Origin of the sequence: Streptomyces sp. 4F14, assembly GCF_048159485.1 — a bacterium.
Classification (GTDB): Bacteria; Actinomycetota; Actinomycetes; order Streptomycetales; family Streptomycetaceae; genus Streptomyces.
This window is the reverse complement of record NZ_JBLRVY010000014.1, coordinates 216489-239011: the sequence shown is the minus strand read 5'-3', so window position 1 is coordinate 239011 and position 22523 is coordinate 216489. Positions and strand designations below refer to the sequence as shown.

The 22523-nt window shown below is 71.8% G+C and carries 21 protein-coding genes; 3 read left to right on the top strand and 18 right to left on the bottom strand.

What is annotated here, in order from left to right; translation table 11 throughout:
- Positions 1-26 precede the first annotated feature (26 nt).
- From ispG to ACLZOT_RS25005, 15 genes are all read right to left on the bottom strand, one after another.
- A complete protein-coding gene (ispG, locus tag ACLZOT_RS25075) occupies positions 27-1184 on the bottom strand; it encodes a flavodoxin-dependent (E)-4-hydroxy-3-methylbut-2-enyl-diphosphate synthase (protein ID WP_416971303.1) in 1158 nt (385 codons plus the stop codon).
- Positions 1181-2203 carry an adenosyl-hopene transferase HpnH gene (hpnH, locus tag ACLZOT_RS25070; RefSeq protein WP_416971302.1) on the bottom strand — a complete coding sequence of 341 codons (1023 nt, stop codon included), beginning with the start codon at positions 2201-2203 and terminating at the stop codon, positions 1181-1183. Before hpnH ends, ispG begins: the two co-directional genes overlap by 4 nt.
- A gap of 5 nt (positions 2204-2208) precedes the next feature.
- Positions 2209-2850 (bottom strand): 1-hydroxy-2-methyl-2-butenyl 4-diphosphate reductase, encoded by a 642-nt coding sequence (locus tag ACLZOT_RS25065; RefSeq protein ID WP_416971301.1) that lies wholly within the window; start codon positions 2848-2850, stop codon positions 2209-2211.
- Positions 2850-5099: a squalene--hopene cyclase gene (shc, locus tag ACLZOT_RS25060; protein ID WP_416971300.1), complete on the bottom strand. Its 2250-nt coding sequence runs from the start codon at positions 5097-5099 to the stop codon at positions 2850-2852. Before shc ends, ACLZOT_RS25065 begins: the two co-directional genes overlap by 1 nt.
- Before the next feature lie 122 nt (positions 5100-5221).
- Complete coding sequence (locus ACLZOT_RS25055; protein ID WP_416971355.1) at positions 5222-6289, bottom strand: polyprenyl synthetase family protein; 1068 nt, start codon at positions 6287-6289, stop codon at positions 5222-5224.
- 98 nt (positions 6290-6387) lie between these two features.
- Positions 6388-7863, bottom strand: a complete 1476-nt coding sequence (hpnE, locus tag ACLZOT_RS25050) for a hydroxysqualene dehydroxylase HpnE (RefSeq protein ID WP_416971299.1) — start codon at positions 7861-7863, stop codon at positions 6388-6390.
- A gap of 88 nt (positions 7864-7951) precedes the next feature.
- Positions 7952-8902 (bottom strand): presqualene diphosphate synthase HpnD, encoded by a 951-nt coding sequence (gene hpnD, locus ACLZOT_RS25045; RefSeq protein ID WP_416971298.1) that lies wholly within the window; start codon positions 8900-8902, stop codon positions 7952-7954.
- The gene (gene hpnC / locus ACLZOT_RS25040; protein WP_416971297.1) at positions 8899-9789 is read right to left on the bottom strand and encodes a squalene synthase HpnC; all 891 of its coding nucleotides are present in this window, start codon (positions 9787-9789) and stop codon (positions 8899-8901) included. Before hpnC ends, hpnD begins: the two co-directional genes overlap by 4 nt.
- 303 nt (positions 9790-10092) lie before the next feature.
- Complete coding sequence (locus tag ACLZOT_RS25035) at positions 10093-10875, bottom strand: ABC transporter ATP-binding protein (RefSeq protein ID WP_416971296.1); 783 nt, start codon at positions 10873-10875, stop codon at positions 10093-10095.
- Positions 10868-11767: an ABC transporter permease gene (locus tag ACLZOT_RS25030; protein WP_416971295.1), complete on the bottom strand. Its 900-nt coding sequence runs from the start codon at positions 11765-11767 to the stop codon at positions 10868-10870. The genes ACLZOT_RS25035 and ACLZOT_RS25030 overlap by 8 nt, the downstream gene beginning before the upstream one ends.
- 148 nt (positions 11768-11915) lie before the next feature.
- On the bottom strand, positions 11916-12761 hold the full coding sequence (locus ACLZOT_RS25025; RefSeq protein WP_416971354.1) for a glycosyltransferase family 2 protein: 846 nt from the start codon (positions 12759-12761) through the stop codon (positions 11916-11918).
- Positions 12762-12805: 44 nt separating this feature from the next.
- Complete coding sequence (locus ACLZOT_RS25020; protein ID WP_416971294.1) at positions 12806-13585, bottom strand: CDP-alcohol phosphatidyltransferase family protein; 780 nt, start codon at positions 13583-13585, stop codon at positions 12806-12808.
- On the bottom strand, positions 13563-14624 hold the full coding sequence (locus ACLZOT_RS25015) for an iron-containing alcohol dehydrogenase family protein (RefSeq protein WP_416971293.1): 1062 nt from the start codon (positions 14622-14624) through the stop codon (positions 13563-13565). Before ACLZOT_RS25015 ends, ACLZOT_RS25020 begins: the two co-directional genes overlap by 23 nt.
- A complete protein-coding gene (locus ACLZOT_RS25010; protein WP_416971292.1) occupies positions 14612-15349 on the bottom strand; it encodes a sugar phosphate nucleotidyltransferase in 738 nt (245 codons plus the stop codon). Before ACLZOT_RS25010 ends, ACLZOT_RS25015 begins: the two co-directional genes overlap by 13 nt.
- Positions 15346-17130 carry a DUF5941 domain-containing protein gene (locus tag ACLZOT_RS25005; RefSeq protein ID WP_416971291.1) on the bottom strand — a complete coding sequence of 595 codons (1785 nt, stop codon included), beginning with the start codon at positions 17128-17130 and terminating at the stop codon, positions 15346-15348. Before ACLZOT_RS25005 ends, ACLZOT_RS25010 begins: the two co-directional genes overlap by 4 nt.
- Before the next feature lie 426 nt (positions 17131-17556).
- Between ACLZOT_RS25005 and ACLZOT_RS25000 the strand changes: the two genes are divergently transcribed.
- Both ACLZOT_RS25000 and idi read left to right on the top strand, forming a co-directional pair.
- Positions 17557-18498, top strand: a complete 942-nt coding sequence (locus ACLZOT_RS25000) for a cation diffusion facilitator family transporter (RefSeq protein WP_416971290.1) — start codon at positions 17557-17559, stop codon at positions 18496-18498.
- Positions 18499-18715: 217 nt separating this feature from the next.
- Positions 18716-19309 carry an isopentenyl-diphosphate Delta-isomerase gene (gene idi, locus ACLZOT_RS24995; RefSeq protein WP_416971289.1) on the top strand — a complete coding sequence of 198 codons (594 nt, stop codon included), beginning with the start codon at positions 18716-18718 and terminating at the stop codon, positions 19307-19309.
- Positions 19310-19339: 30 nt separating this feature from the next.
- Here idi and ACLZOT_RS24990 read toward each other — a convergent pair whose 3' ends face one another.
- Positions 19340-19843: an ATP-binding protein gene (locus tag ACLZOT_RS24990; RefSeq protein ID WP_416971353.1), complete on the bottom strand. Its 504-nt coding sequence runs from the start codon at positions 19841-19843 to the stop codon at positions 19340-19342.
- Positions 19844-20031: 188 nt separating this feature from the next.
- On the opposite strand from ACLZOT_RS24990, the gene ACLZOT_RS24985 reads away from it, so the two are divergent.
- A complete protein-coding gene (locus tag ACLZOT_RS24985; protein ID WP_416971288.1) occupies positions 20032-20775 on the top strand; it encodes an enoyl-CoA hydratase/isomerase family protein in 744 nt (247 codons plus the stop codon).
- Between the two features lie 24 nt (positions 20776-20799).
- Here the strand turns inward: ACLZOT_RS24985 and ACLZOT_RS24980 are convergent, their stop codons facing one another.
- Complete coding sequence (locus ACLZOT_RS24980; protein ID WP_416971287.1) at positions 20800-21444, bottom strand: DJ-1/PfpI family protein; 645 nt, start codon at positions 21442-21444, stop codon at positions 20800-20802.
- A gap of 31 nt (positions 21445-21475) precedes the next feature.
- Positions 21476-22432 (bottom strand): GlxA family transcriptional regulator, encoded by a 957-nt coding sequence (locus tag ACLZOT_RS24975; protein WP_416971286.1) that lies wholly within the window; start codon positions 22430-22432, stop codon positions 21476-21478.
- Positions 22433-22523: the final 91 nt, after the last annotated feature.

Below are 22523 nucleotides of genomic sequence, written 5' to 3'. Positions count from 1 at the left end.
CTCGGTCCCCCTTCTGTCCATGCGGTTCAACTCACGGTGACGGCCGGCTCCCCTGCCTCGGTGCCGTCCTGCTCCATCTGCGCGGCGATCTTCATCGCCTCCTCGATGAGGGTCTCGACGATCTTCGACTCGGGGACGGTCCTGACGACCTCGCCCTTGACGAAGATCTGCCCCTTGCCGTTGCCGGAGGCGACCCCGAGGTCGGCCTCGCGCGCCTCGCCGGGCCCGTTGACGACGCAGCCCATCACGGCGACACGCAACGGCACCTCCATGCCGTCGAGTCCGGCCATGACCTCGTCGGCGAGCTTGTACACGTCGACCTGCGCCCGCCCGCAGGACGGGCAGGACACGATCTCCAGCCGCCGCTGGCGCAGGTTCAGCGACTCCAGGATCTGGATGCCGACCTTGACCTCCTCGGCGGGCGGCGCGGACAGCGAGACGCGGATCGTGTCCCCGATGCCCTGGGCCAGCAACGCCCCGAACGCGACAGCCGACTTGATGGTCCCCTGGAACGCCGGACCCGCCTCGGTGACGCCCAGGTGCAGGGGGTAGTCGCACTGTTCGGCGAGCTGCCGGTACGCCTCGACCATCACGACCGGGTCGTTGTGCTTGACGGAGATCTTGATGTCCCTAAATCCATGCTCCTCGAACAGCGACGCCTCCCACAGCGCCGACTCGACCAGCGCCTCCGGCGTCGCCTTCCCGTACTTCTGGAGCAGCCGCCGGTCCAGGGAACCGGCGTTGACCCCGATCCGGATCGGCGTCCCGCGGTCCCGGGCGGCCCGCGCGATCTCGCGGACCTTGTCGTCGAACTGCTTGATGTTGCCGGGGTTGACGCGCACCGCCGCGCACCCGGCCTCGATCGCCGCGAACACGTACTTCGGCTGGAAGTGGATGTCCGCGATCACCGGGATCTGCGACTTGCGGGCGATCGTCGCCAGCGCGTCCGCGTCGTCCTGCGTGGGACAGGCGACCCGGACGATCTGGCAGCCGGACGCGGTGAGTTCGGCGATCTGCTGGAGCGTCGCGCCGATGTCCGACGTACGCGTCGTCGTCATCGACTGCACCGACACAGGGGCCCCGCCCCCGACCGGTACCGGCCCGACGTCGATCCGCCGCGAGACGCGGCGGGCGGCGATCGGACGGGCCGGTACCTCGGGGACGCCCAGGGGGACGGTGGTCATTCGCGGTTCCCCGCGACGGTCTCGCGCATGGCCCGCAGCGACTCCTTCAGCGAGCCCATGGTGGCGAGGACGGCGGTCGGTTCGTACCCGCAGTGCGCCATGCAGTTGTCGCAGCGCGGGTCCTTGCCGCGGCCGTACTTGTCCCAGTCGGTCTTCTCGATGAGTTCGCGGTACGTCGGGACGTAGCCGTCGGCCATCAGGTAGCAGGGGCGCTGCCAGCCGAACAGGGAGTAGTTCGGGATCGCCCACGCCGTGCACGGGAAGTCGACCTTGCCCTCCAGGAAGTCCAGGAAGAGCGGGGAGTGGTTGAGCCGCCAGCGGCGCCGGCTGCCGCCGGAGAACGCCTTGCGGAACAGCTCGTGGGTCTGCTCGACGCCCAGGAAGTGGTCCTGGTCGGGGGCCTTCTCGTAGGCGTAGGCGGGCGAGATCATCATCTCGTCGACCTTGAGGTCGTCGTTGAGGTAGTTGAGGACCTCGATGATGGTCTGCGGGGTGTCGGTGTTGAAGAACGTCGAGTTGGTGGTGACGCGGAAGCCGCGCCGCTTGGCCTCCTTGATGGCCTCCACCGCCTCGTCGAAGACGCCCTCCTTCGCCACCGACTCGTCGTGCCGTTCGCGCAGGCCGTCGATGTGCACGGTGAACGCGAAGTACGGGGACGGCGTGAACTTCTCGATCTTCTTGCGCAGCAGCAGCGCGTTGGTGCAGAGGAAGACGTACTTCTTGCGGGCCACCAACTGGCGCACGATCTCGTCGATCTGAGGGTGCATCAGGGGCTCGCCGCCCGCGATGGACACCATCGGCGCCCCGGACTCCAGGACCGCGCCGACGGCCTGCGCGACGGGCATGCGCTGTTTGAGGACGCCGGCCGGGTGCTGGATCTTTCCGCAGCCCTCGCACTTCAGGTTGCAGGCGAACAGGGGTTCCAGCTCCACGATCAGCGGGAACTTGTCCCGCTTACGGAGCTTCTGTTCGGCCAGGTATGTGGCGACTTTGATGGACTGACGCAGCGGCATGGCCATCTGGCTCACCTCCGAGGGAGCAGCACATTACGGTGCCATTCGAAGAAAGAAGGCAGGACGGAACGAAGGACGCGGAAAGCCGATATTCCACCGCGCAGCGTGCCGATCCGGACGAGTTCATGTTCTGGAGCGTCCACGACCACCCGGACGGCCGCAACGGGGCGCGTGCCCGCGCGCACGGCGCTCAGGAGCGTCGCGGCCGACTCCATGTCGACGGCGATCGCGCCGGTGGCCCGCAGCGCGGAACGCTCCGGGCCCCGGACGACGTGGTCGGACCCCACGAGGGGCCCGGTGTGGACGGTGCGCCCCGGCAGGGTGCGCGCGAGTTCCTTGACGAGCAGTTCGATGTCCACGCACGGGACGCTCCCGCGCGGATCCCGGGTCTCCTCGGCGACCACCAGGTCACCGGGGTGCATCCCGGGCGCGAGCCCGGCGCAGAACCCGGTGGCGAGTACGGCGGCCCCTTCGAGCACCGGATCTGCGAGCACCCGCCCGACCGACCGCTCGGCGGCCCTGGGCCCCATCCCGGTGCGCAGCACGGTCACGGGCCCGGCGGCCCCGCTGCGGTCCCCCAGGCGCAGGGCGACATGCTCGATGCCGAGCGCACAGGCGATCAGCAGCGGAACCGGTCCGGCGGGGGCTCCCATCAGCCGGCCTTGGCTTCGGGCGAACCGGCGGAAGGCGCTGCGGGGGCTGTACCGCCGGCCGAGGCTACGCGCGAACCCCGGCCGCCGGCACCGGAGGCGGCGGTCCGCGCGGAGGCTCCGTCGGAGGAGAGTGCCGCGCCGCCCGTCCCCGCGTCGGCCGCCCCGCCCGACAGCACACCGGCCTCGGAGACCCCGGCAGGCCGGCCGCCTGAACCGGCCCTCTTGCCCACGGCTCCCTTCCCCACGGCCCCCGTCACCGTGTCCGGCGTCCGTGCGAACACCGGCTCCCCGTTGACGTACCGGCCCAGCGCGGTCAGCGGGAACACCTGCCGGTACAGGTGGTAGTTGATCGAGAAGTCCCAGGGGAAGCCGGTGCCGGTGAAGTACGGCTCGTCCCAGGTGCCGTCCTCCCGCTGGGTCTCGGCGAGCCAGGCGATGCCCCGCTCGACGGCACGGGAGTCGCGCCGGCCCGCCGCGAGGAGCGCCATCAGGGCCCAGCCGGTCTGGGAGGCGGTGGACTCCCCGCTACCCGCCCACTTCGTGGAATCCTGGTAGGAGCGCAGGTCCTCGCCCCAACCGCCGTCCTCGTTCTGGACGTGCTCCAGCCAGGACACGGCCCGCCGGATCGCGGGGTGCTGGGCGGGCAGCCCGGCGGCGACGAGGGCGGGGATCACCGAGCCGGTGCCGTAGACGTAGTTGACGCCCCAGCGCCCGAACCACGAGCCGTCGGGCTCCTGTTCGGCCAGCAGCCAGGCGATGCCGCGCCGGGTGCGCGGATCGTGGGAGAGTCCCTCGACGGCGAGCATCTCGACGACGTGCGCGGTGACGTCGGCGGACGGCGGGTCGATGACCTCGCCGAAGTCGCAGAACGGCAGCCGGTTGGGGAAGGGGCTGGTGTTGTCGACGTCGAAGGCGCCCCAGCCGCCGCCCCGGGACTGCATGCCGAGGTTCCAGCGCACCCCGCGCGCGATGGCCTTCTCCACGCGCTCGGGGTCGTGGTGGCTGACCCGGCGCAGCGCGAGGACGACCTCGGCGGTGTCGTCGATGTCGGGGTAGTTGTCGTTGTGGAACTCGAACGCCCAGCCGCCCGGCGGCAGTTGGGGCCGGGACACGGACCAGTCGCCGGGCCGCACGATCTGCTCGCCGAGCATCCAGTCGGCGGCCTTCACCAACTGCGGGTGATCGGCGGGCACTCCGGCGTCCGCGAGCGCGATGGTCGCGAGGCAGGTGTCCCACACGGGCGACTGGCACGCCTCGATCATGCGGGCGCCGTCCTCGCGCCACACGGCGTAACGATCCAGCGACTCCAGCCCGGCGCGCATGACGGGGTGTTCGAGGTCGTAGCCGAGCAGGTGGAGCGCGATGACGGAGTACACGGCGGGCGGCTGGATGCCTCCCCAGCAGCCGTCGTTCTCCTGCCGCTCGACGATCCAGCGGGCGGCGGAGTTCAGCGCGGAGCGGCGCAGCCGGCGCACCGCGAACGGCCGGTAGCCGCGCACGACCTTGTCGAGCCGCTGGAAGAGCCCGTCCCAACTCCCCAGCGGTGCCAGGGGTTTGGGCGGGTTGGGGTGGGCGGGGTCGGTGTGCAGCTCGTCGAGCGGGAAGGGCGCCGGGCGCACCGGCCGCTTCGCGGAGACGACGGTGAGCGGGACGATGGTCTGCCGGGCCCAGCAGCCGAAGTTGTAGATGGACAGCGGGAACCAGCGCGGGAAGTAGATGAGTTCCGGCGGGAGTTCGGGCAGGTCCTCCCACTTCCACCAGCCGAACAGGGCGAGCCAGATCCGGGTGAAGACCCGCGCGGAGGCGATGCCGCCCCGCTCCCGGATCCACGCGGACGCCTTCGCCATGTGCGGGGCCTCGGGCGCGTCGCCGGCGAGCCTGAGGGCGACGTACGCCTCGATGGTCGTGGAGAGGTCCGGGGGGCCGCCGTAGAAGGTGGCCCAGGTGCCGTCCTCGCGCTGCTCGCCGCGGACGAACAGGGCGGACGCCTGTGTGGTCTTCTCGTCGCGGATGCCGAGGAACTGGCGGAGCAGCAGGTCCTCGGCGTCCATGGTGACGTTGGTCTCCAGGTCGCCCTTCCACCAGCCCTGCGCGTCCTGGTGGGCGAGCAGGTGGTCGGTGGCGCGGCGCATCGCGAGCGCGGCGGCTTCTTGTACCCCGGCCGCCACGGGGATGGTGATGTCGGTGTCGCTGGCCGAGGCAGCGCGGGGCGGCAGGGCCCCGGTGCTTCCGTCGGTCGTCGCTGTCATGGCTTCCCCTATCAGTGCAGTCGTGCGAAGTCGTGCTGCTGTGGGTCCGCCGTCGGCCGGTGCTTGTCCTTTCCTCGCGGCACCGGCCGGCGACTACGCGAGGGCTATTCGACCGATAGTGATCATCTCTTTCGTACGACGACGAAGTCGGCGAGCGCCGTGAACCTCTCCCGCACCTGCTCGGGCATGTCCACGTCGCCGAGGGCTTCGATGGCGATGGTGTGCTGACGGCGTGCTTCCGCGGCCGTCCACTCCCGGCCGCCCGCCTCCTCGATGAGGGCGGCGCGGGCCGCGAACTCCTCCTCGGAGAAGTTCGCGAAGTCGGTGCTCTTCGCGTCGGCGGCGAGCAGGTCGCCGAGCCGGTCGGAGGCGCTGCCGCCGGCCGCGAGGGCGGCGACGACGGGCAGGGACTTCTTGCGCTGGCGCAGGTCGGACCAGGTCTGCTTGCCGGTGGCGACGGGGTCGCCCCAGATGCCGAGGAGGTCGTCGACGGCCTGGAAGGCGAGGCCGAGGTGGTAGCCGTACTTCTCCAGGGTGTCGGCGTCCTTCTCGCCCGCCCCGCCGAGGACGGCCCCGACGGAGGAGGCGCAGGCGAGGAGGGCGCCGGTCTTGTTGCCCTCCATCTCCAGGCACTCCTCGACGCTGACGCGGTCGCGGTGCTCGTAGGAGATGTCCTGGGCCTGGCCGTCGATGAGGGCGCGGGTCGCGGCGGTGAGCCGGCGGGCGGCGCGGCCGGCGCCCGCGGTGCCGGACTCCAGGAGGACTTCGTAGGCGAGGGCGAAGAGGGCGTCGCCGACCAGGATGGCCTGGGCGGGGCCGTGCACCTTCCAGACGGTGTCGCGGTGGCGGCGCTGTTCGTCGCCGTCCATCAGGTCGTCGTGCAGGAGGGAGAAGTTGTGGACCAGTTCGACGGCGACCGCGCCGGGGACGCCGACGGTGGGGTCGGCGCCGGTGACCTCGGCGGACAGGACGGCGAGCGCGGGCCGGACGGCCTTGCCGCCGTCGCCCTCGGTGGGGTTGCCGTGCGCGTCGATCCAGCCGAAGTGGTAGGCCGCGACCGTGTCCATGGGCGGCGCGAGCCTGCTCGCGGCGGCCCGCAGCACCGGGGTGGCCAGGGTGCGGCCGCGCTCCAGGAGCGCGGCCACGTCCACCGCGGTCCTTCGAGCGGCGGCCGGCGAGGCCGGGGGCACAGTGGGCACAGTTTCTCCTCTTGTCGCGGTGTGCGCGGCGTGCTCGGTGGTCGCGTTACCGGAGGTGCGGGAACCTGCCGTGCTGTGCTGGTGGACCTTCACTGAAGCTCACCTCGCGGTGATGCACCGGGCGCCGTCGGCTCTCGGCCGGGGGTCCGGGGGTTGTCCCCCGGAATGTTGCGGTAGGCGGCCTCCTCGGATGCGAAGAGCCGGGAGGGGCGCGGGCGGCCGAGGGCGCCGAGCGCGGCGTCCGCCGCGTTCGTGCCGCTGCGGACCGCGCTCTCCATGGTCGCGGGCCACCCTGTGGCGGTCCACGCGCCGGCCAGGTAGAGGCCGGGGGCTTTCGTGCGGGCGCCGGGCCGCAGCCGTCCGACGCCGGGGGCGGGGGCGAAGGTCGCGGTCTTCTCGCGGGTGACGAAGAAGTCGCGGACGGCGGCGCCGCGCGCCTTGGGCAGCAGCTTCTCCAGCTCGGGCAGGTAGCGCTCGCGCAGCGTCGCCACGGGTGCGTCGATCTCGTCCTGCGCGGCCGACTGGGACAGCGCCAGGTACTGCCCGCCGGTGAGCCCGGAGGCGTCGGTGCGGTCGAAGACCCACTGGACGGGGGTGCCGAGGGCGGCGAGGAAGGGCACGTTCATGACCTGCCGGTCGTAGATCACGTGCACGTTCAGGATGGGCGCGGTGCCGATCTCCAGGAGCCGTTCGGGCGCGTCGAGGGCGCCGGACGGCAGCAGGTCGTACGCCTCGCGCTGGGGTACGGCGAGGACGACCGCGTCGGTGTCGATGGCGCGGCCGGGAACTTCCACGGTCCAACGGCCGTTGTCCTGCTGGGAGATGGAGGTGACGCGTGTTCGGACCTCGATGTTCACGCCCGCGGAGTCGAGCGCCTTGCGGGCCAGCCGGTCGTGCAGTTCGCCCAGCGGGACATGGGCCCAGCCGATGTCGGCGGCGCCCGGGTCGGACAGCAGACCGGTCTTGAACACCATCGCGGCGAGCCCCAGGGAGGCGTCGCCCGCGACCGCGTTGAGGGTGGCGACCCCGACCAGGTCCCACAGGGCCTCGACGGTCCGCGCGGACTGGCCGTGCGCGGCCAGCCAGCCGCCGAAGTCCTGGTCGTCCAGCGCCGGGTCGGTGAGGTCGAGCGCCTTCAGGGCGAGGGCGGCGCGGCCCACCTTGGCGCGTTCGGCGAGGGAGAGGTGCGGGTAGGTCGCGAGGCTGCGCCCGAGATGCAGGGGCACGGGCAGGGCGTCGCGCCTGAGTCTGCCGAGCCGCCGCCCCTCGGGTTTGCCGACGTCGATCACCGGTACGTCCAACCGGGCCTGGAGCGGGGCGAGTTCGGTGGCGCCGATGCGGTCGAGGAACCAGCGGTAGGCCGTGCAGCAGCGCAGGTAGACGTGCTGGCCGTTGTCGACGTCGAGTTCGCCGCGCCGGAAGGAGAACGCGAGTCCGCCCAGGCGTGGCCGGCCTTCGAGCAGGGTGACGCGCACCCCGGCGTCCGCGAGGCCGAGCGCGGCGGTGACCCCGGCGAGGCCGCCGCCGACCACGACGGCGTGCCGGCCGGTGTTCTCGTCGGTCATCGTGCGCCCTCCCTTGCCGACTGTGACGCCGGGCGGACGCCGGGGGTTGCCCGGGAGACGGGGGTGACAAGCGGGGCCCAAGAGTCCGTCAAGAGGGCCTCCTGACGGTCTGCCGGGAGACGTTCCGGGCGTCGAGTCCGGACAGGCCGCGCGCGGCGACGTACGCCTTCTCCCGGCCGGGCAGCGAGACCCGGCCGCGCAGGACGGCCTCGGGGTCGCGTTCGATCCGGTCGAGCAGGCGCCGGTAGATCCCGGCCATCGCGGCGACGCAGGCGCCGCTGCGCCGGTCCAGCATCGGCAGCAGGCGGTAGCCCTCGGCGAACAGCGCGCGGGCGCGGCGTACCTCGAAGTGGATGAGGCCCGCGAAGTCGGAGCCGGCGGGGGGCGCCTGGGTGGCGAAGCCGGCCGCGCAGCCGAACTTGGCGAGGTCGTCGGCGGGGAGGTAGGTGCGGCCGCCCTCGGCGTCCTCGCGGACGTCGCGCAGGATGTTGGTGAGCTGGAGGGCGAGGCCGAGGGTGTCGGCGTACTCGGGGGCCCGTTCGACGCCGCGCGCGCCGGGGCGGGTGCCGAAGACGCCGATGGAGAGCCGGCCGATGGCTCCGGCGACGCACTTGCAGTAGGTCTTGAGGTCGTCCCAGGTCTCGTAGGTCTCGCCGCGCAGGTCCATCTCGACGCCGTCGATCAGCTCGTCGAGTCCGCCGAGCGGGATCGGGTAGACGTGGGCGGCGTGGGTGAGGGCGACCGCGACGGGGTCGGTGTCGTCCTCGGCGACGTCGCCGCCGCGCACGCGGGCGAGCAGGGCGCGGGTCTCGTCGAGGCGGGTGCGTTTCACCTCGGGTTTCAGGTCGCCGTCGCCGATGTCGTCGACGCGTCGGGAGAACGCGTACAGCGCGGACATCGCGCGTCTCTTGGGTGTGGGCAGCAGCCGGATGCCGTAAGCGAAGTTGCGGGCCTGTGTGCCGGTGACGGCCTCGCAGTAGCTGTAGGCGGCGAGTACCGGCGCGGACACGTTCGGTGACGGTTCCACGGACCGGATCACCCCTCTCCTCGCAGGGTCACGCCCACCTCGCGCAGCAGCCTGAGCTTGCCGGGCCTCGGCGGGCCGGGAAGTACGTCGTACCGGACGGCGGAGATCGCGTGGACCGCCGCCCGTCCCCCCGCCACGAACCCCGCGAGCAGCAGTCTGAGCCTGCCGGTGACGCTACCCACCAGGGGGGCGCCTTCATTCAGGAGTTGACACGCGCGTTGCGCCTCGAACGCGACCAGCGCGCGCAGGGACGCGCCGGCGTGCGCCGCCTTGAGGTCGGTCTCGGTGACGTGGAAGCGCTTCATGTCCTCGGCGGGCAGATAGACGCGGTCGCGGCCGAGGTCCTCGGCCACGTCCTGGAGGTGTTCGACGATCTGCAGGGCGGTGCAGACCGCGTCGGAGCGGCGGATCCGCTCGGGGGTCGAGGTGCCGGTGACGGCGAGGACCAGGCGGCCCACCGGGTTGGCGGACAGCTCGCAGTAGGCGAGGAGGTCGTCGTACGTCTCGTAGCGGGTGACCTGCTGGTCCTGGCGGTTCGCGGCGATCAGGCCGAGGAAGGGCTCGGGGGTCAGGTCGCGGCGGCGGACCGTGGGCTGGAGGTTCAGCAGGAGGGGGTGCGCGGGGGTGCCGTCGAAGACGCGGCGCAGGTCGGTCTCGAAGGCGTCGAGCATGGCCAGGCGGTCGTCGGCGGCGGAGGCGGGGACGCCGAGGTGGCGGGCGTCGGCGCCGCCGGGGGCGAGGTCGCCGTCGCCGATGTCGTCGACGAGGCGCGCGAAGCCGTAGATGGCCATGAGGTCGTCGCGCCAGGCGCGGGGGAGGAAGAAGGGGGCGACGGGGAAGTTCTCGTCGGCGGCCTTGTCGAGGGTGCCACGGTCGGTCCTGGGAGTATCCGTAGCCATTGCCGTCACATCTCCCGTTCTACACTGCCGACCCAATACGCACTATTTCGGACACGCCGCCCGGACCCCCGCGCGGCGGTGTCCCCAGTGAAGTCGTCCGCGCACGTTATCGCCCCACTTGCCGCGATTCGAGACCGCTACAGCTTACGTTGTACAGCGAACGGCGGTTCGTCGGGGTCTCCCGCAGATCACAACAACACACCGATTGCCGTCAAGATTCCTACGACCCGGCCGAGTTGACATTTCTTTTGCAGACGCGGGGCCCCGCCGGAAGGTTCCGGCGGGGCCCCGGTGTCCGGCGGGCTATTTGCCCGTGAACTTCTCGTACTCCTTGATCACCGCGTCCGTCGGCCCGTCCATCCGCAGCTCGCCGCGCTCCAGCCACAGCACCCGGTCGCAGGTGTCGCGGATCGACTTGTTGCTGTGGCTGACGAGGAACACCGTGCCCGCCTGCTTGCGCAGCTCCCGGATGCGTTCCTCGGAGCGCACCTGGAACTTGCGGTCGCCGGTCGCGAGGGCCTCGTCGATCATCAGGACGTCGTGGTCCTTGGCGGCGGCGATGGAGAAGCGCAGCCGCGCCGCCATCCCGGAGGAATAGGTGCGCATCGGCAGCGAGATGAAGTCGCCCTTCTCGTTGATGCCGGAGAAGTCGACGATCTCCTGGTAGCGCTCCCTGACCTGCTCCCGGGACATGCCCATGGCGAGGCCGCCGAGGACGACGTTGCGCTCGCCGGTCAGGTCGTTCATCAGGGCGGCGTTGACGCCGAGCAGCGAGGGCTGGCCGTCGGTGTACACCTTGCCGCTCTCCGGCGGCAGCAGCCCGGCGATCGCCCGCAGCAGCGTCGACTTGCCCGAGCCGTTGGTGCCGATCAGCCCGATCGCCTCACCCCGGTACGCGGTGAACGACACCCCGCGTACGGCGTGGACCTTGCGCACGCCGCGCTCCTCGCCGGACTTCCTGCGCTTGACGATGCGGCTCAGGGCGGCGGTGGCGCTGCCCTTGCCGCCCTTGGCGCCGTTGACGCGGTAGACGATGTGCACGTCCTGCGCGATGACGGTCGGGACTTTCGTGCTCGGCTCAGCCACGGCCGTACCTCTCCTCTGCCTGCCAGAAGTACACGAAGCCGCCGACGGCGAACAGGACGGCCCAGCCGCCCGCGACCATCCAGACGTGGTCGGGCAGGTTGGACGAGCCGTAGTCCTCGATCAGGGCGAAACGCATCAGGTCCATGTAGACGGCCGTCGGGTTCCACTGGAGCACGGTGGAGACCCAGCCGGGACGCTCGGCGAGGTAGACCGGGATGGAGAACATGACGCCGGACGCGTACATCCACGTACGCAGCACGAACGGCATGAGCTGCGCGAGGTCGGGGGTCTTGGCGCCGGCGCGGGCGAAGATCAGGGCGAGGCCGGTGTTGAAGAGGAACTGGAGGACCAGCACCGGCAGGATCAGCGCCCAGGACAGGTCCGGGTAGCTGCCGAACGCCATCACGACCAGGAACAGCACCAGCATCGACCACAGCAGCTGCTGGAGCTGCTGGAGCGCGAAGGAGATCGGCAGGGAGGCGCGCGGGAAGTGCAGGGCGCGCACCAGGCCCAGGTTGCCGGAGATCGCCCGCACGCCCGACATGACCGAGCTCTGCGTGAAGGTGAAGACGAAGATGCCGGTGACGAGGAACGGGATGTAGACGTCCTTCGGCATGCCCTTCCCGGCGTCCAGGATCAGCCCGAAGATCAGGAAGTACACGACCGCGTTCAGCAGCGGCGTCGCCACCTGCCAGAGCTGGCCCAGCTTGGCCTGGCTGTACTGCGCGGCCAGCTTCGCCGAGGAGAAGGCCAGGATGAAGTGGCGCCGGCCCCACAGCTGGCGGACGTACGCGCGCAGGGACGGGCGGGCTCCGCTGACGGCCAGCCCGTACTTCGCGGCGAGCTGTTCGGGCGTGAGCCCGTCGTCCGGTGACGGGGGCTCACTCGTCATGACGCCGCCTTCAGGGGTTCTCTCACTCACAAGCGGAAACTTTCGTCTCGGGATGCGCGGCCTGGGCGGGCCGCGCACGAGGCGGGGGGTGACCTGGTGACCCGGTCGCCGGTCTCCCGGCTGCCGGCGGGGCCCGGGGAGGAGCTTTTCAGATGATCGGCGGACGGCCCAGCCGGGTCAGCCGCCACACCGTACGCCAGCGCATCGGCCTGCGTGGGCCGCAGTCGGTGCGCCAGCCTTCCCAGAACCCGCCGAACCACGCCTTCAGCGCGGACAGGGACGGCCGGCGCAGCAGGGTCAGCGTGAGCCACACCCCGAGGTAGACGGGGACCAGGACGGCGGGCAGGTTGCGGCGGGCCAGCCACACGCGGTTGCGGGCCACCATCCGGTGGTAGACCGCGTGCCGCGAGGGCGCCGTCGTCGGATGGAACAGCACCATGTCGGACCGGTAGTCGATCCCCCACCCCGCGTCCAGCGCCCGCCAGGCGAGGTCGGTCTCCTCATGGGCGTAGAAGAACGCGTCCGGCAACCCGCCGACCTCGGCGAACACCCGGGTGCGTACGGCGTTGGCGCCGCCGAGGAAGGTGGTGACCCGCGAGGAGCGCATCGGGTCGGAGGCCCGCAGCCTCGGCACGTGCCGGCGCTGGGTGACGCCCGTCTCCGGGTCGGCGATGCGGAAGCTGACGATGCCGAGCCGCGCGTCCTCGGTGAACGCCCTGCGGCACAGCTCGGCGGTGTCGTGCTCGGGGAGCAGGCCGTCGTCGTCGAGGAACAGCAGTATGTCGACGTCCCTGCCGCTGGGCCCGAACGCCTCGATGCCGACGTTGCGCCCGCCCGGGATGCCGAGGTTCTCCGGCAGCTCGACCGTGCGCACCCCCTCGGGTACGTCGGGGACGGGCGAGCCGTTGCCGACCACGACCACCTCGACCGGGTCGCCGTCCTGCTTGGCGACCGAGTCGAGCAGCGCCCGCAGCTCCTCGGGGCGGTTGCCCATCGTGATGACGACGGCGCCGACCTTCGGGCCGGCCACGGCGGAGGTCACTTCAGCCTGCTGGAGACCAGCACCGACACCAGGTGCAAGAGGGTCTGGAGGAGGGCGATCCCGGCGAGGACGGCGGTGCCGAGGCGGGTCCAGAACAGGTCGCCGTGGTAGTGGTCGGCGACCGCGAGGACCAGGATCAGCAAGGACGCCTCGATACCGAGGATCAGCCGGTGGAACTTGAGCGCGGCGGCGGCCTTGCGGGCCAGCGCCATCCCGGAGGAGCGCGGCTCGGACGCCGACTCCTTCACCGGCGCCATGCCGTTCTGGTGCCGGGCGACCCCGACGAGGTCCGTCTCCGCCTTGATCAGGATCGCGCCGAGCGCGGCGAGCGTCCCGAGGAACGCCCACAGCCAGTCGATGCGCCCGCTGCCGAACACGTCGGCGGCGCGCAGGCCGAGCCCGACGAGGACGGCCGCGTCGGTCAGGTAGGCGCCGACCCGGTCCAGGTAGACCCCGGCCAGCGAGTACTGCTTGCGCCAGCGCGCGATCTCGCCGTCCACGCAGTCCAGCAGCAGATAGAGCTGCACCGCGACGACGCCGAGCACCGCGCCCCAGATGCCGGGCACCAGCAAGGCGGGCGCGGCCAGGACGCCGCACACCGTCATCAGGTACGTCAACTGGTTCGGTGTGACGCGGGTGTTGACCAGGTAGCGGTCGATCCTGAGGGACACCTCACGCATGTAGAGGCGGCCCATCCAGTGTTCGCCGCTGCGGCGGTCCTTGACCCCTGCGGGGTGGACGACCGGCCGGAGTTCAGCTACCGATGGCCTTGACATAGGAGGCGTAGACGTCCTTGATCTGGTCGGTCGTGAGGTCGAGGTGTTCGAGGATCGTGTAGCGGCCGGGGCGGGTCTGCGGGGCGTACTCGACGGCCTGGACGAACTCGTCCACGCTGAAGCCGATCTCCTCCGGCAGCACCGGCAGGCCGTGGCGGCGCAGGACCTCCGCCATGAACGCGGAGTCCTCGTGCGCGCCCCGCAGGTACATGGCGAACGCGGCACCGAGTCCGCACTGCTCGCCGTGGGCCGCGGCACGCTTGGGGAACAGCAGGTCGAAGGCGTGGTTGATCTCGTGGCAGGCGCCGGAGGAGGGCCGCGAGTCGCCGGAGACGGACATCGCGATCCCGGTCAGGACCAGTGCCTCGGCGAGAACCTGGAGGAACCCGTCGTCGCCGACGCCGCCGGGGTGGCGCAGCACCGCCTCGCCCGCCTGGCGGGCCATGGCGGCGGCGAGGCCGTCGATCTTCTCGCCGTTGACCCGGTTGGACAGCTCCCAGTCCGCGACGGCCGAGATGTTGGAGATCGCGTCCCCGATCCCGGACCGCACGAAGCGGACGGGGGCCTCCCGGACGAGTTCGAGGTCGATGACGACCGCGATCGGGTTCGGTACGCCGTACGACCCGCGGCCCGCGTCGTTGTCGAGGGTCGCGACCGGTGAACACAGGCCGTCGTGCGCGAGGTTGGTGGCGACCGCGACGAGCGGCAGCCCGACCCGGGCGGCGGCGAACTTCGCGCAGTCGATGATCTTCCCGCCGCCGAGCCCGACGACCGCGTCGTAGTGGCCGGCCTTTATGGCACCGGCGAGTTCGATCGCGTCGTCGAGGGTGCCGCCCCCGACCTCGTACCAGCTCGCGCCCGGGAGCATCGGCTTGAGACGGTCCTTCAGGCGGGCGCCGGAACCGGGGCTCACCGCGACGGCCAGTTTCCCCGAGTGGGAGATGCGTTCGTCGGCGAGCACCGACGCCAGGTCGTCGAGGGCACCCGCGCGGATGTCCACGACGACCGGCGACGGGATCAGCCGGGTCAGTACTGGCATGCGATCTCCCGCCCCTTGGCCAGGTCGTCGTGGTTGTCGATCTCGACCCACTTGACGTCGCCGATGGGTGCCACGTCGATCTGGAAGCCGCGGTTGACCAGCTCCTGGTAGCCGTGCTCGTAGAACTGCTGGGGGTCGGTCTCCCAGACGGTCTTGAGCGCGTCGGCGAGCGCGTCGGTGGCCTCGCCCTCGATCAGGGTGACGCCGATGTACTCGCCGGTCGCCTCGGCCGGGTCCATCAGCTTGGTGATCTTGCTGACGCCCTTCTCGGGGTCGGCGACGACCTTCATCTCCTCGTCGGCGAGGGACTTCACCGCGTCGAGGGCGAGGATGATCCGCTTGCCGTCGCCGCGCGCCGCGAGCAGCGTCCGCTCGACGGAGACCGGGTGGACGGTGTCGCCGTTGGCGAGGATCACCCCGTCCTTGAGGGCGTCACGGCCGCACCACAGGGAGTAGGCGTTGTTCCACTCCTCGGCCTTGTCGTTGTCGATGAGGGTGAGCTTGAGGCCGTACTTGGCCTCCAGGGCCGCCTGGCGCTCGTACACGGCCTCCTTGCGGTACCCGACGATGATCGCGACCTCGGTGAGGCCGATCTCGGCGAAGTTGCCGAGGGTCAGGTCGAGGATCGTCGTCTCGCCGTCGACCGGCACCAGCGCCTTGGGCAGGGTGTCGGTGTAGGGGCGCAGTCTCCGGCCGGCGCCGGCCGCCAGCACGAGGCCGATCATGCGGGTTCTCCTTCATCGTGTACGGCTGGGGCACCGGCCTTGTGCGCGGCGACCCAGAAGCGGATGCTCTCGGCGAGCACCAGCAGGGCGACGGCCACGGCGAGCGCCGTGAGCGCGAGCGTGAACCGCTCGGCGGTGAGCAGGGCGGCGAGGACGCAGACGAGCAGCGTCCGTCCCTCCTGCCCCCCGATGGCGCGCACCAGCCAGGCCGGCGGCGCTCCGGCGCCACCGCGGATGCGGTACACCGTGTCGTAGTGATGGTAGGCGACGGCGCCCACCAGCCCGAAAGCCGCCGGTAGCGCTCCGTTCACGTCCGCGTGGGCCGCGAGCAGGAGGACGGTGGCGTATTCGGCGGTACGGAAGAGGGGGACGATCAGCCAGGCGAGGGGGCCGCTCAGGGGGTAGGCGAGCGCCTCGGCGGAGAGTGTGACGTAGGCACCCGCCAGCAGGACCGTCCACCAGTTCGGTCCCCACACCGCGCTCGCGGCCACCACCAGGAGCGCGCCCAGGGCCGCGCTGAGGGGGCCGGTGCGCGGGGTCTTGCCTCGCATGAGGGGCGCCAAGAGGCTCGCGAACGCCCCGTTGTCCGCCATGTCGGCCAGCGCCCGCGCGGAGCGGTCCGTGTTCGGGGTGCGGCGGCGGATCGAGCGGGCGACGCGGCCGGCGGTCGTGTACGCGGCGGCGAAGGCGCAGCCGGCCAGCAGGGCGTAGAAGGTGATGCGGGGCGTCGCGACGGCCGTCAGGACCGCGATCATCGCCCAGCGTTCGCCGATCGGCAGGATGATCATGCGGCGCACCCACACCGACAGGCCGACCTTCTTCACGGGGCCGGTGGCGGGCGGGGCGACGTCGTCCTCGGCCTCGTGGTAGGCGAAGTCGACCATGTGGCGGACGGTCTGGAGGACCATCGCGGCGAGCGCGAGGCCCCATACGTCATCGCCGCCGCGGGCCGCTCCGAGGGCGAGGCCCGCGTAGTAGGCGTACTCCTTGGCCCGGTCGAAGGTCGCGTCCAGCCAGGCGCCGAGCGTCGAGTACTTGAGGGCGTAGCGGGCCAACTGGCCGTCCGTGCAGTCCAGGACGAACGACACGATCAGCAGGATCCCGGCCGCGACGAACCCCCCGCGCGTGCCGGTCGCCGCGCAGCCCGCCGCGATCAGGGCCGTCAGCAGGGAGGCGGTGGTGACCTGGTTCGGGGTCAGCCCCCGGCGCGCGCACCAGCGGGCCAGGTGGCGGGAGTAGGGGCTGATGAAGAAGGTCGTGAAGAAGCCGTCGCCGGACTTCACGGAGGACTTGAGGCGTACGGCCTCGTCGTCCACGGCGGCGACCGCCTGCCGCGCCTCGTCCCGGGCCTCCTCGTCCTGCGGGACGGCGGCCACGAGGCTGCCCAGCGCGGGCCGGTGCACGGCGTCGCCCTCCGCGTCGAGGGCCTGAACGACCCGGTCGGCGACACTGCCGACGGCTATGGCGGTACGGCCGCCCGCCGAGGTCTCCCGCGCGAGCGCCCGCGTCAGGGCGACCCGGGCGTCGGGGCGGGCGGTGACGGCGCCGGGCACGGCGGCCAGCGGGAACCGGGGGTCGGTCAGGCCCAGGCGCAGCGCGTGCACATGGCCCACGAACCGTGCGTCCACCAGCGCGACGCGTTCGTCGCAGGGGGCCTCGGCGATGGCCCGTTCCGCCTCGGCGGCACCCGCCGCGGTCCGCACCTCGAACCCCAGCGACCTCAGATCCGCCTCGATCGGGGATCCGGGAACCGGAGAGCCGGTGAGGATGGCGGTCGACAACCGAAGTCAACTCCCTGAGAGCCGGTGCGCCCCGGCCACGTACGACGAATGTTCCGCGCCCTGTCCCCGACTCCGGGCGGGCGATATGACGGCAGAGGCTATCGGATACCCGAAGGCTCTCGTTCACTGCCCGTTCAACCACGCTCAAGACCGTCCACACCGGGGCTGGGCGAGATCATCATCGGTGATCAAGGGGGTCGCGGACAAACCGCGCCGGACGCCGATCGGGGACGGGCGCGGGCGGCGCTCGCGGCGGGCGGGAACGGGGCGCGGGCGCGGGGGCCCGATCCGGCCGCGCGACTCCCTGACCTGCGGTTCGTTTGCGCAGGTCAGAGCACATGACAACGGTGTTCAGTGCCGCGTTGCCGGATACCCCCCACCCGTAGTTCACTGTGGGCTCGGGCTACCGCTGGGAGGGCATGTTTCATGGGGGCTGGACACGATCACGGGCACGGCCACAGCCACGCTCCGCCGACCGGGACGGCCGCCGCCGCGTACAAGGGGCGGCTCAGGATCGCGCTCGGGATCACGTTGAGCGTGATGGTGGTGCAGATCGTCGGCGGGGTGGTCGCGGACTCGCTGGCGCTGGTCGCGGACGCGGCCCACATGGCGACCGACGCCGTGGGACTCGGCATGGCGCTGCTCGCGATCCGCTTCGCGGAGAGGCCCGCAAGTTCGCACCGCACCTTCGGGCTCGCCCGCGCGGAGATCCTCGCGGCGCTCGCGAACTGCCTGCTGCTGCTCGGCGTCGGCGGGTACGTGCTGTACGAGGCGATCCAGCGGTTCTTCACGCCCGCGCCGACCGAGGGCGGCCTGATGGCCGTGTTCGGCGCGATCGGCCTGGTCGCGAACATGATCTCGCTCACGCTCCTGATGCGCGGCCAGAAGGAGAGCCTCAACGTGCGCGGGGCGTTCCTGGAGGTCGCCGCGGACACGCTCGGCTCGGTCGCGGTGCTGATCTCGGCCGCGGTGATCCTCACCACGGGCTGGCAGAGCGCCGACCCGATCGCCTCGCTGGTGATCGGCCTGATGATCGTCCCGAGGACGGTCAAGCTGCTGCGCGAGACGCTCGACGTACTGCTGGAGTCCGCGCCGAGGGACGTCGACATGACCGAGGTACGCAGCCACATCCTCGCCCTGGACGGCGTCGAGGACGTCCACGACCTGCACGCCTGGACCATCACCTCGGGCCTGCCGGTGCTCTCCGCGCACATAGTCGTCCGCTCCGAGACGCTGGACGCGATCGGCCACGAGAAGCTGCTCCACGACCTCCAGGGCTGCCTGGGCCACCACTTCGACGTCGAGCACTGCACGTTCCAGCTGGAGCCGAGCGGCCACGCGGAGCACGAGGCGAAGCTCTGCCACTGAGGTGGTCCTACCATCCGATCGCCGGCCGTGTTCGCGATGTTCGCGACGTACCACTCGTCCGGGTTGGTTGTCGGCCCCCGCCCCGCCCCGGACGGTTCCGGGGCGTCCGGGGCGGGCAAGATCACCCATCGGGCCCCGTTCCCGGCACCGCTTCGCGCCGGGAGAGCCGGACGTGTACGGCAGACTGGGGGCGCGAGGACCGATGCTAAGGATGGGTATGCCGATCACACCTGCCACCACGACGCACAGTTCGCCGAACGGCACCACGGAGCCGATCCTGCTGGAACTGGTCGACGAGAACGGCGTCACGATCGGTACGGCCGAGAAACTGACCGCGCACCAGCCGCCGGGACAGCTGCACCGCGCGTTCTCGGTGTTCCTCTTCGACGAACAGGGCCGTCTCCTGCTCCAGCAGCGCGCGCTGGGCAAGTACCACTCCCCCGGCGTGTGGTCGAACACCTGCTGCGGGCACCCCTACCCCGGAGAGTCCCCGTTCGCGGCGGCGGCCCGGCGGACGCACGAGGAGCTGGGCGTCTCCCCGACGCTGATGGCCGAGGCGGGCACCGTCCGCTACAACCACCCGGACCCCGCCTCCGGCCTGGTGGAGCAGGAGTTCAACCACCTCTTCGTCGGTCTCGTGCAGTCGGCCCCGCGGCCGGACCCGGAGGAGGTCGGCGACACGGCCTTCGTGACCTCCGCCGAACTGGCGGAGCGGCACGCGAAGGACCCGTTCTCCGCCTGGTTCCTGACCGTCCTGGACGCCGCCCGCCCGGCCGTCCGCGAGCTGACGGGCGACGCGGCGGGCTGGTAGCCGGCCGGGGCCGCCCCGGGAACCCCGTGGTCAGCCCACGCGCAAAGGTTTCAGCGGAAGCGCGGCCCAGATGACCTTGCCGCCCGTCGTCGTGTGCTCCACGTCGCACACCCCGCCCACCTCCCGGGTGACCTCCCGCACGAGCAGCAGCCCCCGGCCGCCGGTCGGGCTGTGGGGGTTCTCCAGGGCGGTCGGGCGGTAGGGGTGGCTGTCCTCGACGGACACCCGCACCCACTCCGCACCCACGGCCACCTCCACCGCGAGGGTCGGCGACAGCAGCGCCGCGTGCTTCACGGCATTGGTCACCAGCTCCGACACGATGAGCAGGAGCCCGTCGACGACCTCGTCCACGACCGGCACCCCCTGCCGGTGCAACAGGTCCCGCACGGCCCGCCGCGCCTGCGGGACCGAGGCGTCCACGGCGGGCGCGGTGAACCGCCAGACCCCCTCGTACGGCAGCGGCTCGGGCACCCGCGTGGTCGTGCTGTCGCCGCCCTCTGGGCGTGGGTCGGGCCCGCGCCCGTGGTCGTCCATGTTCCGGTCGCCGCCTCTGTCCTCGGTGCCGCTGTACTCGGTTGTCACCACACGTCGAGTGTTGGCAACGGCGCCGTCCACTCCTGTTGACTGGCCGTAAATAGATCGATATTGATCGAATCGCAGGTCCCTAGGGGTGACGGTTTACGGATACGACCGTTTCGTTACGGCGGTTAGCATCCCCTGACATGGAGCCCCGACTGTCCCACCGGGTGGCCGACGCGGTCGCCACCGTCGTCATCGGCCACCCCGCGCGGCGCAACGCCATGACCCCGGACATGTGGCGCGCGCTGCCGCCGCTCCTCGCGTCCCTCGCCGACGACCCGCGCGTGGGCGTGCTGGTGCTCACCGGGGAGGGCGGCACGTTCTGCACGGGCGCCGACATCTCCAGCATGCGCGGATCGGCCGCCGAGTCACGGGACCTGGCCGTGCTCGCGGAGGACGCCCTCGCCGCGTTCCCGAAGCCCACGCTGGCCGCCGTCCGCGGGCACTGCGTGGGCGGCGGGGCACAGTTGGCGGCGGCCTGCGATCTGCGGTTCGCCGAGGAGGGGGCGCTGTTCGGGGTGACGCCCGCGAAGCTCGGGATCGTCTACCCGGCGTCGGCCACCCGGCGGCTGGTCTCCCTGGTGGGACCGGCGACCGCGAAGTGGCTGCTGTTCTCCGGAGAGCTGATCGGTACGGAGCGCGCGCTGCGCACCGGGTTCGTCGACGAGGTGCTGCCCGCCGGTGAACTCGGCAAGCGGGTCGAGGAGTTCACGCGGGTCCTGGTGTCGCGGTCGCGCCTGACGCAGGTCGCGGCGAAGGAGTTCGCGGACGGGCGCGCGGGCCGGGAGGCGTACTGGGCGGAGGTGGAACGCGGGAGCGGCGACACCGCGGAGGGGGTCGCCGCGTTCCTGGAGCGGAGGGCTCCGCGGTTCGGTTGGGTGGGGTGAGGGGGTTCTGAGGGGCCTTCCCGGTCAGGCCGTTTCGGGCTGCTGGAAGCGGGTACGGGCGCGCAGGGCCTCGACGATCTCCTTGGGGGCCTTCTGAGGGGAGCCCGCGTCGTACGGGGGCTGGGGGTCGTACTCGATGGTCAGCTGGACCGTCTGGGCCCGGGTGTCCCCCGCGACGCGGCCCACGAGGGCGAGGGCCATGTCGATGCCGGAGGAGACACCTGCCGCGGTGACGTACTTGCCGTCGAACACGACCCGCTCGCCGGTCGGTTCGGCGCCGAACGTGCGCAGCATGTCCAGGCCCAGCCAGTGGGTGGTCGCGCGGCGGCCTTCGAGGAGGCCGGCGGCGCCGAGGAGCAGGGAGCCGGTGCACACGGACGTCGTCCAGGTGCTCGTCGCGTCGACCGCTCGCAGCCAGTCCAGGAGGCGTGCGTTGTCCATCTGCCCGGTCTGGCCGGGGCCGCCGGGGACGACGACGATGTCCGGGCGGGTGACCTCGGCGAGCGTGCGGTCCGCGGTGAGGGCCAGGTGTCCGGTGTGCGTGCGGACGGGGCCGGCCTGCTCGGCGACGAAGACGATCTCCGCGTCGGGGAGGCCCTCCAGGGGCTCGTAGGGGCCTACCGCGTCGAGGGCGGTGAAGCCGTCGAAGAGGAGGATCGCGATCTGCATGGGTGGGGCCTTCCGGTCGGACTCGGGGGTGTCAGGTCGTGGTGGGGCGGAAGCGGCGGCGGTATTCCGCCGGGGGTGTGCCGAGGGTTTTGACGAAGGCCCGGCGCATGGCTTCGGGGGTGCCGTAGCCGCTCGTGCGGGAGATCTGTTCGATGCCGGACGTGGTGTCCTCCAGGAGGCGGCGGGCGTGTTCGAGGCGGACTCGTTCCACGTAGCGGCCCGGGGTGGTGCCGGTCTCGGCGCGGAAGGCGCGGGCGAAGTGGCGGGGAGACAGAGCCGCGCGAGCGGCCAGCGAATCGACGTCGAGGTTGGCCGCCGGGTGCTCGGAGATCCAGCGCTGGACCTCCCTGAGGGGTTCACGCCGGGCCATCTGGGCGGTGAGCTGCGCGCTGAACTGGGCCTGGTTGCCGGGGCGACGCAGGAAGACGACGAGGTGGCGGGCGACCGAGAGGGCGATGTCGCGGCCGAGGTCCTCCTCGACGAGGGCCAGCGCGAGGTCGATGCCCGCGGTCACGCCCGCCGAGGTGGAGACGGCGCCGTCACGGACGTAGATGGGCTCGGGGTCGACGTCGATCTCCGGGTGGTCCTGGGCGAGTTGCGCGCAGTACGCCCAGTGCGTGGTGGCCCGCCGGCCGTCCAGGAACCCGGCCTCCGCGAGCCGGATCGCGCCGGTGCACACCGAGACCAGGCGCCGGGCGCGCGAGCCGTTGGCGCGCAGCCAGGCGACGAGTTCCGGGGCCTCGCCCCGCGTCCCCCGGCCGCCGGGCACCAGCAGCGTGTCGGGGACGGGCGCCTCGGACAGGGCCGTGTCCGGGACCAGCGTGAGGCCGCTGGTGGTGCGTACGGGGGTGCCGTCCAGGGAGGCCGTGACGATGCGGTAGCTGCCGGGGACGAACGCGTGGGCGCCCGCGAAGACCTCCGCCGGGCCGGTCACGTCGAGGCTCTGGACGCCGTCGAAGAGGACGACGAGGACGGTGCGCTCTGCCATGCGACCGATTCTTCGCGGGTGTCCGGATGGCCGCAATGACGGGCTCCCCACCTTTTCGGCCACGGTCACGTGGCGCGAGTTCACGCACCCG